The sequence below is a fragment of the Actinoplanes sp. ATCC 53533 genome, from assembly GCF_003947245.1.
In genome coordinates this window covers 26,572-40,101 of record NZ_QHHV01000078.1, presented here as the reverse complement: position 1 = coordinate 40,101, position 13,530 = coordinate 26,572, and the positions used below count along the sequence as shown (strand labels likewise).

Annotated in this window: 13 protein-coding genes; 9 read left to right on the top strand and 4 right to left on the bottom strand. The window is 72.1% G+C overall.

Features of this window, described 5'->3' with window-relative positions; genetic code table 11:
- Nucleotides 1-91: 91 nt before the first annotated feature.
- Complete coding sequence (locus DMB66_RS25525) at nt 92-859, bottom strand: transposase (protein ID WP_158647352.1); 768 nt, start codon at nt 857-859, stop codon at nt 92-94.
- A 504-nt stretch (nt 860-1,363) separates the two neighbouring features.
- Nucleotides 1,364-2,266: an SDR family oxidoreductase gene (locus DMB66_RS25520; protein WP_125806655.1), complete on the bottom strand. Its 903-nt coding sequence runs from the start codon at nt 2,264-2,266 to the stop codon at nt 1,364-1,366.
- A 45-nt stretch (nt 2,267-2,311) separates the two neighbouring features.
- Here DMB66_RS25520 and DMB66_RS25515 point away from each other — a divergent pair, with 45 nt between their 5' ends.
- From DMB66_RS25515 to DMB66_RS25500, 4 genes are read left to right on the top strand one after another with little or no spacing between them, the layout of a single operon-like run.
- Nucleotides 2,312-3,049, top strand: a complete 738-nt coding sequence (locus DMB66_RS25515) for an enoyl-CoA hydratase family protein (protein WP_125806654.1) — start codon at nt 2,312-2,314, stop codon at nt 3,047-3,049.
- 2 nt (nt 3,050-3,051) lie between these two features.
- Nucleotides 3,052-3,900, top strand: coding sequence for a CoA transferase subunit A (locus DMB66_RS25510; RefSeq protein WP_125806658.1), 849 nt, complete (start codon nt 3,052-3,054; stop codon nt 3,898-3,900).
- Nucleotides 3,897-4,625 (top strand): CoA-transferase subunit beta, encoded by a 729-nt coding sequence (locus tag DMB66_RS25505; RefSeq protein ID WP_125806653.1) that lies wholly within the window; start codon nt 3,897-3,899, stop codon nt 4,623-4,625. Before DMB66_RS25510 ends, DMB66_RS25505 begins: the two co-directional genes overlap by 4 nt.
- On the top strand, nt 4,622-5,671 hold the full coding sequence (locus DMB66_RS25500; RefSeq protein ID WP_125806652.1) for a nitronate monooxygenase family protein: 1,050 nt from the start codon (nt 4,622-4,624) through the stop codon (nt 5,669-5,671). The genes DMB66_RS25505 and DMB66_RS25500 overlap by 4 nt, the downstream gene beginning before the upstream one ends.
- Here DMB66_RS25500 and DMB66_RS25495 read toward each other — a convergent pair.
- The gene (locus DMB66_RS25495; RefSeq protein ID WP_125806651.1) at nt 5,655-6,785 is read right to left on the bottom strand and encodes an acetyl-CoA C-acetyltransferase; all 1,131 of its coding nucleotides are present in this window, start codon (nt 6,783-6,785) and stop codon (nt 5,655-5,657) included. The genes DMB66_RS25500 and DMB66_RS25495 overlap by 17 nt on opposite strands.
- Nucleotides 6,786-6,854: 69 nt before the next feature.
- Between DMB66_RS25495 and DMB66_RS25490 the strand changes: the two genes are divergently transcribed.
- From DMB66_RS25490 to DMB66_RS25480, 3 genes are read left to right on the top strand one after another with little or no spacing between them, the layout of a single operon-like run.
- On the top strand, nt 6,855-8,033 hold the full coding sequence (locus tag DMB66_RS25490) for an acyl-CoA dehydrogenase family protein (protein WP_125806650.1): 1,179 nt from the start codon (nt 6,855-6,857) through the stop codon (nt 8,031-8,033).
- A 10-nt stretch (nt 8,034-8,043) separates the two neighbouring features.
- On the top strand, nt 8,044-9,081 hold the full coding sequence (locus DMB66_RS25485; RefSeq protein ID WP_125806649.1) for an acyl-CoA dehydrogenase family protein: 1,038 nt from the start codon (nt 8,044-8,046) through the stop codon (nt 9,079-9,081).
- Nucleotides 9,078-9,950: a TIGR03619 family F420-dependent LLM class oxidoreductase gene (locus DMB66_RS25480; RefSeq protein ID WP_125806648.1), complete on the top strand. Its 873-nt coding sequence runs from the start codon at nt 9,078-9,080 to the stop codon at nt 9,948-9,950. The genes DMB66_RS25485 and DMB66_RS25480 overlap by 4 nt, the downstream gene beginning before the upstream one ends.
- Nucleotides 9,951-10,120: 170 nt before the next feature.
- Here DMB66_RS25480 and DMB66_RS25475 read toward each other — a convergent pair whose 3' ends face one another.
- Nucleotides 10,121-11,110: a hypothetical protein gene (locus DMB66_RS25475; RefSeq protein ID WP_125806647.1), complete on the bottom strand. Its 990-nt coding sequence runs from the start codon at nt 11,108-11,110 to the stop codon at nt 10,121-10,123.
- A gap of 568 nt (nt 11,111-11,678) precedes the next feature.
- Here DMB66_RS25475 and DMB66_RS25470 point away from each other — a divergent pair.
- Both DMB66_RS25470 and DMB66_RS25465 read left to right on the top strand, forming a co-directional pair.
- On the top strand, nt 11,679-12,149 hold the full coding sequence (locus DMB66_RS25470; protein WP_125806646.1) for a hypothetical protein: 471 nt from the start codon (nt 11,679-11,681) through the stop codon (nt 12,147-12,149).
- Nucleotides 12,150-12,196: 47 nt separating this feature from the next.
- Nucleotides 12,197-13,459, top strand: a complete 1,263-nt coding sequence (locus tag DMB66_RS25465) for a hypothetical protein (RefSeq protein ID WP_125806645.1) — start codon at nt 12,197-12,199, stop codon at nt 13,457-13,459.
- The last annotated feature ends 71 nt before the right edge of the window (nt 13,460-13,530 follow it).

Genomic DNA, 13,530 nt, shown 5'->3' with positions numbered 1-13,530 from the left:
CGSGGGTGGGGTGTTGTCGCAGGTTTCACTGATATGGACTTTGTAGCCCTGCCAGCGGTGGCCGCGTTTCTCGCTGTAACGGGCATCGATGTCATACGGGGAGATGATCCTGGTTCTGCCCGGCAGGCTCACCGTCGATATCGGCATCCCGCCAGATCACCTCCCGCCCAGCCTCGCCGCGAACGTATTGCTGGATCCACACCTGGCGCAGCACCTCGACGGCGGAGATCTCACCCAGCCAGGGCGGGGCCTGCCCGTCGAAGACCGCGGCCAGCAGTTGGTAGCCGTCCGTCCCGACCTGGGCGGCGAGTTTCCGCCGGCCGGGCTGGTCCTTCGGCAGCCGCCATTCATCGATCCGGGCACCGTATCGTCGGACCATCGCCGCGTCGACGTGCTCAGCCGCCCACCGCGGTGCCGCCACCGTCAGGGCTTCGAGGGCCGCCCGCAGCGTCTCACCGACCATCTCCAGACGGTTGAGATCACGAACCGCGGCCATCACATACGTCGCGTCGGTGCGCAGCCGACCCCGGGCTTTGACCAGGCCCTGCTCGACCAGCCGGTCCAGGAGAGTCTGGAACGCCACACCCTGCAGATCATGGGTGACCAACCGGGTCCGGAACTGTGACAACACACTGAAATCAAAACCCGGATCGGTCAACACCAAACCCAAACAGTATTTCCAGTCGATCCGCCCCCGGACCGCGTCAGCGGCCTGCCGGTCGGTGAGGTTCTCCGCGAACTGCAACACCGTGACCATCGCCAACTGCCCCGGCGAGATCCCCGGCCTGCCACGAACCCCGAACGCATCGACGAACGCCTCGTCGGTGAAGACCTCACCCAGCTCATCACGCACCCGCATCGCCAACGTCGGCTTCCTGAACGCCGCCCTAGCCACCACCGCAGTCTGCACATCAACCTCCGGCAACGGACGCGGACGCATCGACACCGCTACTCACCTCACCCAGGACACCAACCACCAACGACGACCTACCCTCACCGGGCAGAACAACCACGTCACGGACCACAACCAGCGCGCCGCGAATTAGGCAACAGGGTCCTTCCCTATGGGAAACGCCGGTGGGGGAATGTGCGGGTTCTGCCTATCTGTTGCAGCCAGGCGTCGGCCGAGCGGGTGTTTCCAATGGGGAAGCAGAGCAAAGGAGCGTGGAGGGTGGGGTCTGTCGCTGGGCGGCGAGGCCTGGCAATCGAGATGGGCCTCGATCCGGGCACCCCGGCCCGCGGCCGGGGGGCCACGAACCGCCGTGACAGTGTTAGGCCCGAACCTCAGCCCATGACCGGGCGAGACCAGGCCTCGCCCCACCGTGCCGGACCTCGACCGGATCAGATTCGTGGAGAGCTCACACTACTTCCGCGCAGGGTGAGCCGCGGCCCGCGAGTCCGGCAGATACGGTGGCCATTCGCCGCCACCGTGCACGGCCAGCGCGGCCCCGCTGACGTAGCCGGCCAGCGGCGAGGCGAGGAACAGGCAGGCACTGGCAACCTCCGCCGGCGTCGCGGCCCGGCCCAGCGGCACGGCGCGGGCCAGCAGCGCCGGATCCACCCCGGGCGCATCCGGATCGGTGACCACCGGTCCGACGACGAGGCTGTTGACCCGTACCTTCGGCGCCCACTCCATGGCGAGACTGGTCGCGAGGTGGAGCAGCCCGGCCTTGGCCGCGCCGTACGCGGCGGTGCCGGGCGACGGGCGCACCCCGCTGACGCTGCCCACCATGAGAATGACGCCGCCGTCGGGCTGCTCGCGCATGACCGCGTTCGCCGCCTGCGAGACGTGCAGCGGCGCGATCAGATTGAGCTCGATGATCTTCGCGTGCAGCCGGGGCGAGGCGGTGCCGGCCGGCACGGAGGGTGCGCCGCCGGCGTTGTTCACGACCACGTCGAGCCGGCCGAACCGCGCCACCGCGGCGGCCACGAGCGCGCCGGCCTGCTCCGAATCACGAACATCCGCCCGAAAGAACTCTGCGGCACGACCGCCGGCCTGCGGCAACCCGATCGACTCGGAGCCCCCGATCGACTCAGAGCGCCCGATCGACTCAGAGCGCCCGGACGACTCAGAGCCCCCGGACGACTCAGAGCCCCCGGACGCACCTGACGACTCGGAGCGCCCTGACGGCCCTGACGGCTCGGTGCGGCCGCACACCAGCACGTGGGCGCCCGCGGTCAGGAAGGCGGTGGCGATCGCGGCGCCGATCCCGCGCGTTCCGCCGGTCACCACCACGGCGCGGCCCGCGAAGTCGAGGGGGTCCATCCGCCGATGCTAGCCGACCAAGCAAGCGCTAGGTTAGGGTACGGCGTGGGCATACACCTGCATCCCGGCCCGGTCGCCGAGGTGGTCATCGATTTTCCGCCGGTCAACGCCGTTCCGGCGGCCGGCTGGCAGGCGCTGGCCGACGCGCTCATCGAGGCCGGCGCCGACCCCGGCACCCGCGCGGTGGTGCTCGCCGCCGAGGGGCGCGGCTTCTGCGCCGGGGTGGACATCAAGGAGATGCAGCGCACGCCGGGCCACGACGCGCTGCTGGCCGCCAACCGTGGCTGCGCGGCGGCGTTCGCGGCCGTCTACGACTGCCCGGTGCCGGTCATCGCAGCCGTGCAGGGCTTCTGCCTCGGCGGCGGTGTCGGCCTGGCCGGCAACGCGGATCTGATCGTGGCCGCCGACGATGCCACCTTCGGCCTGCCCGAGGTGGACCGCGGCGCGCTCGGCGCGGCCACCCACCTGGCCCGCCTGGTGCCGCAGCAGCTGATGCGCACCATGGTCTATACCTGCCGCACGGTCACCGCCGCGCAGCTGCACCGCCTCGGCACGGTCCTGGAGGTGGTGGCCCCGTCCGGGCTGCGCGCCGCCGCGCGGGCGGTGGCCGAGGAGATCGCGGCCAAGGATCCGGTGGTGATCCGCCGCGCCAAGGAGTCGCTCAACGGCATCGACCCGGTCGACGTGCAGCGGTCATACCGGTTCGAGCAGGGATTCACATACGAGCTGAACCTCGCCGGCGCCGGCGACCGCGCCCGGCAGGCCTTCGTGGACGGCAGGTGAGCATGGACGACCGGGTGATGACGATCGCGGATGTGGTCGGCGAGCTGCGTCCCGGGATGACCGTCGGCATCGGCGGCTGGGGGTCGCGGCGCAAGCCGATGGCGCTGGTCCGGGCGATAGCGCGGGCCGGGTTGACCGGGCTCACCGTGGTCACCTACGGCGGCCCGGACGTCGGATTGCTGCTGGCCGCCGGCTGCGTCCGCCGGCTGGTCACCGGCTTCGTGTCGCTGGACAGCATCGCGCTGGAGCCGCACTTCCGGCAGGCCCGCCGCCGGGGCACTGTGGAGCTGACCGAGCTGGACGAGGGGATGTTCTACTGGGGACTGCTCGCCGCAGCCAACCGGTTGCCGTTCCTGCCGATCCGGGCCGGGCTCGGCTCCGACGTCCTGCGCGTCAATCCGGAGCTGCGCACGGTCCGCTCGCCGTACGCGGACGGCGAGGAGTTCGTCGCCATGCCGGCCCTGCGGCTGGATGCCGCCCTCGTCCACCTCAACCGGGCCGACCGTTGGGGCAACGGGCGGTATCTGGGCCCGGATCCGTACTTCGACGATCTGTTCTGCCTGGCCGCCGAGCGCCGCTACCTCTCCTGCGAGCGGCTGGTCGGCACCGACGAGCTGGTCGCCGCCGGCCCGCCGCAGGGCATGCTGGTCAACCGCGCGATGGTGGACGGCGTGGTGGTCACCCCGCACGGCGCGCACTTCACCAGCTGCGTTCCCGACTACGGCCGCGACGAGGCGTTCCAGCGGGAATACGCGGCCGCGGCCGCCGATCCGGCGGAATGGGACCGGTTCCGCGCCACCTATCTCGACGGCGACGAGGCGGAATATCAGAAGGCGGTGGGCAACCCATGAGCGACGCGAGCCGGGCGGAGGTCTGCGTGGTGGCATGCGCCGAGGCGTGGCGCGGCGACGGCGCGATCCTGGCCAGCCCGACCGGGCTCATTCCCCGGCTGGGTGCCCGGCTGGCCCAGCTCACCTTCGCGCCCGGCCTGCTGCTCACCGACGGCGAGGCCACTCTGCTCCACGGGGACGACGAGGAGGGCTGGCTGCCGTACCGGGCGGTCTTCCAGCTGGTGGCCGCCGGCAGCCGGCACGTGATGATGGGCGCGAGCCAGCTCGACCGGTACGGCAACCAGAACATCTCCTGCATCGGCGACTGGGCGCGGCCCACGTCCCAGCTGCTCGGCGTGCGCGGCGCGCCGGGCAACACGATCAACCACGCCACCAGCTACTGGGTGCCGCGGCACTCGCCGCGCGCCTTCGTCGAGCGCGTCGACATGGTGTCCGGTCTGGGCTACGACCGGGCCGCCGCCCTCGGCGCGCCCGCGAACCGGTTCCACGAGATCCGGGTGGTGGTCACCGATCTCGCCGTCCTGGACTTCGCTACGCCGGAGCGGTCCATGCGGCTGCGCTCGGTGCACCCGGGCGTACAGGTGGCCGACGTCCTGGCCGCCACCGGGTTCGCGCCGGCCGTCCCGGACGAGGTGCCGGAGACCCGGTCGCCGACCACGGCGGAGCTGGCGTTGATCCGCGACCGGTTGGACCCGGAGGGCCTGCGGAACAAGGAAATCCGGTGAGGACTCCGCTCACCGACCTGGTCGGCTGCCGGCATCCGATCGTGCAGACCGGCATGGGGTACGTGTCCGGCGCCGGCCTGGTGGCGGCGACCTCGGCCGCGGGCGGTTTCGGCATCCTTGCCTCCGCCACCATGAGCCTGGACGAGGTGGGGGCCGCCATCCGTGAGGTGCGCCGGCGCACGGAGGCGCCGTTCGGCGTCAACCTGCGGGCCGACGCCCCGGATGCCCGTGAACGCGTCGACCTGCTGGTGCGCGAGGGGGTCCGGCTCGCCTCGTTCGCGCTCGCGCCCGACCGCGAGCTGATCCGCCGCTGCGCCGACGGCGGGGTGCTCACCATGCCGTCGGTCGGTGCCCGCCGGCACGCCGAGAAGGTCGCCGGCTGGGGCGTGGACGCCGTACTGGTGCAGGGCGGCGAGGGCGGCGGGCACACCGGCCCGGTGCCCACGACGCTGCTGCTGCCGCAGGTGGTGGACGCCGTCGGCATCCCGGTGGTGGCGGCCGGCGGCTTCTTCGACGGGCGGGGGCTGGTCGCCGCGCTGGCCTACGGCGCCGCCGGCATCGCGATGGGCACCCGGTTTCTGCTGACCTCGGACAGCCCGGTCGGGGACGAGGTGAAGCGGCTGTACCTGGCCGCGCCGGTCACCGGAACGGTGGTGACCACCCGGGTCGACGGGGTGCCGCACCGGGTGCTGCGCACCCCGTTCGTCGACGCGCTGGAGCATTCCGGGCGGGCCGCCGGACTGGCCCGCGCGCTGCGGCACGCGGTGGCGTTCCGCCGGCTGGCCGGCCTGTCCTGGCCCGCGCTGCTGCGCGCCGGGCGGACCGCGCGGCACGGCCGCGAGCTGTCCTGGGCGCAGACGGTGATGGCCGCCGGGACGCCGGTGCTGCTGCGCACCGCCATGGTGGAGGGCCGGCCGGAGTACGGCGTGATGTCCGCCGGCCAGGTGGCCGGCCTCATCGAGGATCTGCCGTCCTGCGCGGAGCTGATCGACCGGATCATGCGGGAGGCGGAGGAGCGGCTAGCCCGGCTCACAGCCGTTCGATGATGGTGACGTTCGCCTGGCCGCCGCCCTCGCACATGGTCAGCAGGCCGAAGCGGCCGCCGGTGCGCTCCAGCTCGTGCAGCAGGCTGGTGAGCAGCCGGGCGCCGGTGGCGCCGAGCGGGTGGCCGAGCGCGATCGCGCCGCCGTTGACGTTGACCCGCGCGGGATCGGCCCCGGTCTCCCGCAGCCAGGCGAGCACCACGCTCGCGAAGGCCTCGTTGACCTCGAACAGGTCGATGTCGGCGAGGCGGAGCCCGCTGCGGCGCAGCGCGTGCGCGGTGGCCGCGATCGGCGCGGTGAGCATCAGGACGGGGTCGTCGCCGCGCGCGGACAGGTGCAGGATCCGGGCCCTCGGCCGCAGCCCCTGATCCCGGACCGCGCGGGCGGAGGCGACGAGCAGGGCGGCGGCGCCGTCGGCGAGCTGGCTGGCAGCCGCCGCGGTGGTGACGCCGCCCTGCCGCAGCGGCGCGAGCGCGGCCATCCTGGCCGCCGAGGTGTCCCGCCGCGGGCACTCGTCGGTGTCGCAGTCGCCCCACGGCGCGATCTCCGCGCGGAACCGCCCCTCGTCGATCGCATGCACCGCTCGCCGGTGGCTGTCCAGCGCGAACTGCTCGATCTCGGCCCGGCTCAGGCCCCACTTGGCGGCGATCTCGTCGGCGCTGCGGAACTGGGAGATCTCCTGGTCGCCGTAGCGGGCGGCCCAGCCGGCGGAGCCCTCGTACGGCCCGCGCGGCGCCATGGCGCTGCCGATCGGCACCTGGCTCATGCTCTGCACGCCGCCGGCCACGACGAGGTCGGCCGTGCCGCTCAGCACCGCCTGCGCGGCGAAGTGCACCGCCTGCTGCGCGGAACCGCACTGCCGGTCGACCGTCACCCCCGGCACGTGCTCGGGCAGGCCGGCCGCCAGCCAGCAGGTGCGGGCGATGTCGCCGGACTGCGGGCCGAGCGTGTCCACACAGCCGAGGATCACGTCGTCGACCATGGCCGGGTCGGCGCCGGTGCGCTCCAGCAGCGCCGCGATGGCGTGCCCGCCCAGATCGGCCGGGTGCACGGCGGACAAAGCACCGCCGCGCCGGCCGACCGGCGTACGGACCGCACCGATCAGAAACGCCTCCACGGTTGACGCCCTCCGCTCACGTGGTCTACTAGTAGAACGTGTTCTAACCTACCGCACCCGGGGCGACGCATGCACGTGGGATACACACCGGAGCAGGAGCGGCTCAGACAACAGCTGCGGGCGTATTTCGCCGCCCTGATGACGCGCGAGCTGCGCGAGGCGCTCACCGACAACGACGGCGAATACGGCGACGGCGAGGCCTACCGGGCAGTGGTCCGGCAGCTGGGGCGCGACGGCTGGCTCGCGCTGGGTTGGGCCGCCGAATACGGCGGCGGGGGCGGGTCCGCGATGGATCAGCTCATCTTCGCCGACGAGGCCGCGATGGCCGGCGTACCGGTGCCGTTCCTGACCATCTACACCGTGGGGCCGACCATCATGCGGCACGGCACCGCCCAGCAGCGGGCCGAGCTGCTCCCCCGGATCGCGGCCGGCGAGGTCCACTTCTCGATCGGCTATTCGGAGCCGGACGCCGGCACCGACCTGGCGGCCCTGCGCACGCGCGCGGTGCGCGACGGCGACGAGTACGTGGTCACCGGCCAGAAGATGTGGACCAGCCTGATCCAGTACGCCGACTACGTCTGGCTGGCCTGCCGCACCGACCCGGACGCGCCGCGGCACAAGGGCCTGTCCATCCTCATCGTGCCGACCGACGCGCCCGGCTTCTCCTGGACGCCGGTGCGCACCGTAGCCGGGCCCAGCACCAGCGCGACCTACTACGCCGACGTACGGGTGCCGACCTCCGCCCTGGTCGGCACCGAGAACGAGGGCTGGCAGCTGATCACCGCCCAGCTCAACCACGAGCGGGTGGCGCTCACCTCGGCCGCGCCGCTACGCCGGTCGCTGGGCGAGGTCCTCGACTGGGCCGCGGCCACCCGGCTGCCCGACGGCCGCCGGGTCCTCGACCAGGAGTGGGTGCGGCTGCACCTGGCCCGCGTGCACGCCCGCACCGAGGCGCTCAAGCTGCTCAACTGGCGGGTGGCCGCCGGCTCCGGCGGACCGCCGGCCGCGACCCGGGCCTCGGCCGGCAAGGTGTTCGGCACCGAGCTCGCGGTCGAGGCGTACCGCTTGCTCATGGAGGTGCTCGGGCCCGCCGCCACGGTCCGGGCCGGCTCGCCGGGCGCGCTGCTGCGCGGCCGGATCGAGCGCATGCACCGGGCCTCGCTGATCCTCACCTTCGGTGGCGGGGCCAACGAGGTGCAGCGCGACATCATCGCGGCCGGCGCGCTCGGCCTCCCCGTCCGGCGATAGGAGCACCGAGATGGACTTCTCGTTGAGCGGCGAGGCCGGCGACCTGGCCGGGATGACGCGCGATCTGGCGGCGTCCGGCCGCCCGCTCTGGCCGGCCCTGGCCGAGGCCGGCGTGCTCGCCGCCGCGCTGCCCAAGCGGGCCGGCGGCGAGGGCTACGGGCTGCTGGAGCAGTGCGCGATCCTGGCCGAGCTGGGCCGGCACGCGGCCACTGTGCCATACCTGCCGTCGATCGTGGTGGCCGCCGGCGCGCTGGCCAGGTTCGGCAGCGAGGACCAGGTCGACGAGTGGGCCAAACCGGCCTGCCGGGGCGAGATCGTGCTCACCGCCGCACCGGGCGGCACGGTGCGGGCCGAGCCTGCGGCGCAAGGCTGGCGGCTAGCCGGCACGGTCCCGGCCGTGCCCGCGGCGGACGCGGCCGCCCTCATCCTCGTGCCGGCCGGGCCCGGCGTGTTCCTGGTGCGTCCGGACGACCCCTGCGTGACGGTCGAGGCCCAGCAGGTGGCCGGCGGCCCCGGCGCCGGGCTGCTGCGAATCGCCGGCGGCACGCTGCCCGCGGACCGGCTGATCGCCGACCCCGCCGCCGGGCCGTGGCTGACCGCGCACGCCACGGTCGGCGCCTGCGCGGCGCAGCTCGGCGTGGTCGAGCGGGCCTTGGAGATGACCGCGGAGTACGCCCGCGGCCGGGTCCAGTTCGGCCGCCCGATCGGCGCGTTCCAGGCCGTCGCCCAGCGACTGGCCGACGCGCACATCGACGTCGAGGGCCTGCGGCTCGCGACGTGGCAGGCGGCCTGGCGGCTGGCCGAGCACCCGCCGGCCACGGCCGAGGTCGCCACGGCGGGCTTCTGGGCCGCCGAGGCGGGGCACCGGGTGCTGCACGCCGCGGTGCACGTGCACGGCGGCGTGGGCCTCGACCTCGAATATCCGCTGCACCGGTACTTCCTCGCCGCCAAGTACCACGAGTTCCTGCTCGGCGGCGCCACCGCCCAGCTGCTGGCGCTCGGCGAGGTGTTCAATTCCGAGGTAGAACGCGTTACAGTTTTGGCATGAACTTCACCCTCGGCGTGGCCCTGAGTCCGTTGGAACAGCTGACCGAACTGGCGCGTACGGCCGAGGAGTGCGGCTACACGTCGATCGCCCTGCCCGACTCGATCTTCTACTCCGAGCACGTCGGCGCCGCCTACCCGTACACGTCGGACGGCCGCCGGTTCTGGGACGCCGACACCCCGTGGGCAGACCCGATGGTCTCCGCCGCGGCGATGGGCGCCGTCACCAGCCGGATCCGGTTCTACACCCAGGTGCTCAAGCTCGGCCCGCGCAACCCGGTGCTGCTGGCCCGGCAGGTCGGCTCGGTGGCCAACCTGACCGGCAACCGGTTCGGCCTGGGCGTCGGGCTGGGCTGGTCCCCGGAGGAGTCGCTGTGGTGCGGCGCCCCGTTCACCGACCGCGGCGCCCGCACCGACGAGGCGATCGAGGTGCTGCGGCTGATCCTCGGCGGCGGGATGGTGGAATACCACGGCAAGCACTTCGCCTTCGACAAGCTGCAGATGAGCCCCGCCCCCAGCGCGCCGGTGCCGCTCTACGTGGGCGGGCACACCGAGCCGGCGCTGCGCCGGGCGGCCCGCGTCAGCGACGGCTGGTCGTCGGCGATGATGCGCTTCGACAAGCTGCGCGCGGTCATCGCGCGCCTGGCGGAGCTGCGCGCCGAATACGGCCGGGCCGACGCACCGTTCGAGATCCAGGCGGTCTGCGTGGACCGGTTCGGCCTCGACGGCTACCGCCAGCAGGCCGAGGCCGGGGTCACCGACGCGATCGTGGTGCCGTGGATGTTCTACGGCGCGGGCTTCGACGCGGACCTGACCACCAAGAAGGACGGCCTGCGCCGGTTCGCCGACGAGGTGATCGGCCCGCTGGGCTGATTCACCGCCGTAGGCAGCCGGGCCCCGGCTCATCATGCCCTTCGGGGTTTGCGGTTGGGGGGTTGAACTTGCTTGCGGTTGACGGTCGGGGCCGTTCCTTCTGACTACTTCTGGGCTGCGCGGCGGCCGCGCACCACCGGGGCGGCCCGCCGCACAACCGCGCGATCCCGTCAGTGCGCCCAGACCTGGACGTCGTCGATCTGGACCCAGGAGTCGACCCCAGGCGCCCAGTACCCGATGAAGACCGTCAGCGAGCGGGACGAGCCACTGTCGAAGTCGAGGACGACCGGGCGGTACCGCGTCACGGCGTACTCGCCGTAGGTGGCGTGCGCGATGGCGCTGCCGCCCGACGCCGGCCGGACGCCGTACACCCCGCCGGTGAAGTTGCCGGAGGTGCGCACGAAGGCGGCCATCCGGTATCTCCGGTGTGGCACGACCTTGATCGGCTGTGCCACGGCGTTCCACCCGGTCGTGGTGCGGATGAACGCGTTGTTTCGTCCGACGCGGGCCAGGCCCCGGTTGATGTCGACACCTTTGAACCCGGTGCCTTCGCCGACCCACCCCAGCGACAGGGACCGGCCGGGCTGCCGTTCGAACCCGCCGTCGTTGACCTCGGAGGGGTTCGTCCAAACCCGGACGGTGACGCGGAAAGAGCCGTTGTTGTCGTCCATGACGTCGTCGTTCACACCGACGGCGAGGTCGTCGACGTGGTTGCCGCGGCGCCAGACGCTGGTGTAGTCGAGGCAGCCGCTGTCGGAACCGGCGTGGAAGGTCTCCCCGGTGCGCATCCACTTGCCGTACAAGGCGAACTTGTTCACCCGAGCTGCCGGCCATGACGCGGTACCCCCGGGATCACCGGGGCTGCCGTCCGGCCCTCGCCATTGACCGAACCAGCTGCCGTTGTGCACCGACCCCGACGCGGTGATCCGGATGACGCTGCCCGGCTTCAGGCCGCCCACGGTCGTCGCGAGCTTCGTCGTACCGACGATGTCCCCCGACCAACTCGCTGAGCTGCCCGACTGGCCGGCTCGGCACTCCTGCATCGCGTCTCCGGGAGCGGCGGACGCCGGGGACGCCGTCGCTGTCTGCATGCCGGCCACGAGTACGGCGGACACCAGCAGGTGGATCCATCGACCGGTCGGCGACGGCGGTGTGGGCATGCTCTCCATGGCAGTTCCGTTCCGGTAGATTTGTAACCTAGGTAGGTGTATGGGGTATTTTGTACACTATGCCGGGAGGGCAAGCCGCCGAACCACAGGGCGGAAGACCACTGGCACCAGCAACAGGCGCTACAGCAACAACGGCTGCGAGCGCGGCACCCCCGAGGGCGAGGACGCCTTCGGTCCGCGCGTTCGCCGAGCTTGTTTGCGGGTGGCCCCTACCCTGCTTATGCCTGAGTGATTTGTCCGTATTCTGCTCATATTTGTAAGCAGGCTGTGAGTCTGCGAAGGAGATTTCGTGCCACTGCGGAGGAAGTGTCTTCGGTTCGGTGTCGGGGTCGCGGCCTGTGTGGTTCTTGCGGGCTGCGGGGCGGACCCCGTTCGTACCGTGACACCACAGACATCCGGCGACACGCGGGCCGAAGCCCGCGACACCGCCCCCGAGGCTCGAACCGGCCGCGAGAAATCCACCGGCGGCAAGGGTGGAGGTGCGATGCCGGACGATGCCGGCCAGGGCACTATGCCGGGCCGCGGGCGTGAAACCTCGCCGGACGACGACCAGGGTGTAATGCCCGTCCAAGACCAGGACACCATGCCCGGCGAGGACCAGGATGACACGCTCGTCGACCCGCCCCGGAGCAACAACGGCGGGACATCCTCCGGCACTACCGGCACTACCGGATCCGACGGCAACGGTGATGACCCGTTGTGGTCTGGGCAGAACGGCAGCCCCGGATCGGGTGACACCGAGGCCGGCGGCGGCACGGGGTCTGGCGGTACCAGCACGGGTGGCGGCCTCGACAGCACGCTGGTGGATCCGGGCGCGATCATGGTGGCGCCGGGCCGGACCTCCCTGCTGGGCGAGGAAACGAAGCGGGAGATGCCGACCAGCCCTGGCGTCACCATGGGCGAGACCGACGAGAACGGCATGAAGACCCGCGCCGGCGTCGACATGCGGAACACCGGCACGGCCACGGAGATGCCGACGAATCCCGGCACCCAGATGGTGGTTACCCCACGGGCGGGAAGCGCGATGTAGCCCCACGTGTCGTTGAACTGTCGCTGACTCCGTAGAAAGGAAGGCCGATGAGTGTGCGGCGACGTGGCCGTGGCGCTGACCCGCGGAACCGGGCGCCCTCGGGGCAAACGGTGCCGTCCAGCGGGCGGTTCACGCTTCTGGAACGAATCTGGCGACGGGAGTGGCGGGAGTGGAAACTCACTGACTGGGCCGCGGTCGCCAGCGGCATCGCGTCCTTGATCGGCGGGATCGTGGGAGGTGTCGCGTTCGTCTGGGAGAACCTTCCGGACGGTGGGCCGGCCTGCGGGATGTCCGTGGGGGCGGCCCAGCCCGGCCTGCTGGTCAGCGGATACGTGCTGGTCGACGCGGACGAGGCGGGGGGTCGGCGGCCGGACCTCGCGGGCACCTGCAACTCGCGGGAGGCCGCCAACAGTGTGCGGCGGACCGAGGCCGGGCGCTATGACGTACGTCTGGAGAAACTCGGTGTCGACGGCGGGACCGTCGAGATCACGGCGGTGGGCGCCACGCCGCGCGTCTGCGGCACGGCCGGATGGGGGATGGCCGAGAAGAGCACCGATCTCACGGTACGGGTGGTCTGCTCCGATGCGAGCGGGACGATGCGGGACTCCGGTTTCGCCCTGCGTTTCCTCCAGGCCGCTGCGGGCACCGGCGCCCTCGCCTACGTGCGGTACGAGGCGGGGAAGACCGAACGCAACTACGCCTTCAACTCGTTCAGCACACCGGTCACGGTGGAACGGCCGGCCACCGGCAACTACGAGGTCTTCGTCCAGGACATCCAGCGCTCCGCCGAACTGGACGCCCCCGGCATCGTCAAGGTGACCTCGCTCGGCCCGGTCCCACGGATCTGCAACCCGATGGCCTGGGAACCCTGGCAGAACCCGACGACGAAGAAGCGTTTCCTGCTCACCGAGGTGCGCTGTCACGACACCGAGGGCAGGCCGGTGGACAGTGGTTTCGTCCTGACCTACGCTGTCAAGCTGGCCTCGCGCCCCGACCTGATGGTCTCCGGCGCCCAGCTCTGGGCCGAAAAGGCAGTGGCCGCGCGCTACACGCCGCGTCTGGACTACCAGTACAACTCGACCGGCGGCAACAGCATGATCCAGCGCCGCGGTCCCGGCGACTACGCGGTCGAACTCTCCGGATTCACCGGCGATGACGGCCAGATCCAAGTCTCGGCGTACGCCACCGCGACCTACTGCACCACCGCCCCCGCCGCCGCGGGCCGCGACGACACCACCACGGTTCGGGTGCGCTGCTGGTACCGCGGCAGGCCCGCCGACGCCAGATTCTCCCTCCTCTACCAGGCCTGACCGGCCCCCACCCCGCTGACCCGTCGCGCGCCCAGCGCTTCGGCAACCCACCGGGCCACCCCGAAAGACGG

Bases quoted from the DNA above. Each gene is read 5' to 3' on its own strand.
- DMB66_RS25485 (WP_125806649.1), top strand. From the start codon at position 8,044: ATGGACTTCTCGTTGAGCGGCGAGGCCGGCGACCTGGCCGGGATGACG.
- DMB66_RS25490 (WP_125806650.1), top strand. From the start codon at position 6,855: ATGCACGTGGGATACACACCGGAGCAGGAGCGGCTCAGACAACAGCTG.
- DMB66_RS25465 (WP_125806645.1), top strand. From the start codon at position 12,197: ATGAGTGTGCGGCGACGTGGCCGTGGCGCTGACCCGCGGAACCGGGCG.
- DMB66_RS25525 (WP_158647352.1), bottom strand. From the start codon at position 859: ATGCGGGTGCGTGATGAGCTGGGTGAGGTCTTCACCGACGAGGCGTTC.
- DMB66_RS25480 (WP_125806648.1), top strand. From the start codon at position 9,078: ATGAACTTCACCCTCGGCGTGGCCCTGAGTCCGTTGGAACAGCTGACC.
- DMB66_RS25475 (WP_125806647.1), bottom strand. From the start codon at position 11,110: ATGCCCACACCGCCGTCGCCGACCGGTCGATGGATCCACCTGCTGGTG.
- DMB66_RS25505 (WP_125806653.1), top strand. From the start codon at position 3,897: ATGAGCGACGCGAGCCGGGCGGAGGTCTGCGTGGTGGCATGCGCCGAG.
- DMB66_RS25470 (WP_125806646.1), top strand. From the start codon at position 11,679: ATGCCCGTCCAAGACCAGGACACCATGCCCGGCGAGGACCAGGATGAC.
- DMB66_RS25510 (WP_125806658.1), top strand. From the start codon at position 3,052: ATGGACGACCGGGTGATGACGATCGCGGATGTGGTCGGCGAGCTGCGT.
- DMB66_RS25520 (WP_125806655.1), bottom strand. From the start codon at position 2,266: ATGGACCCCCTCGACTTCGCGGGCCGCGCCGTGGTGGTGACCGGCGGA.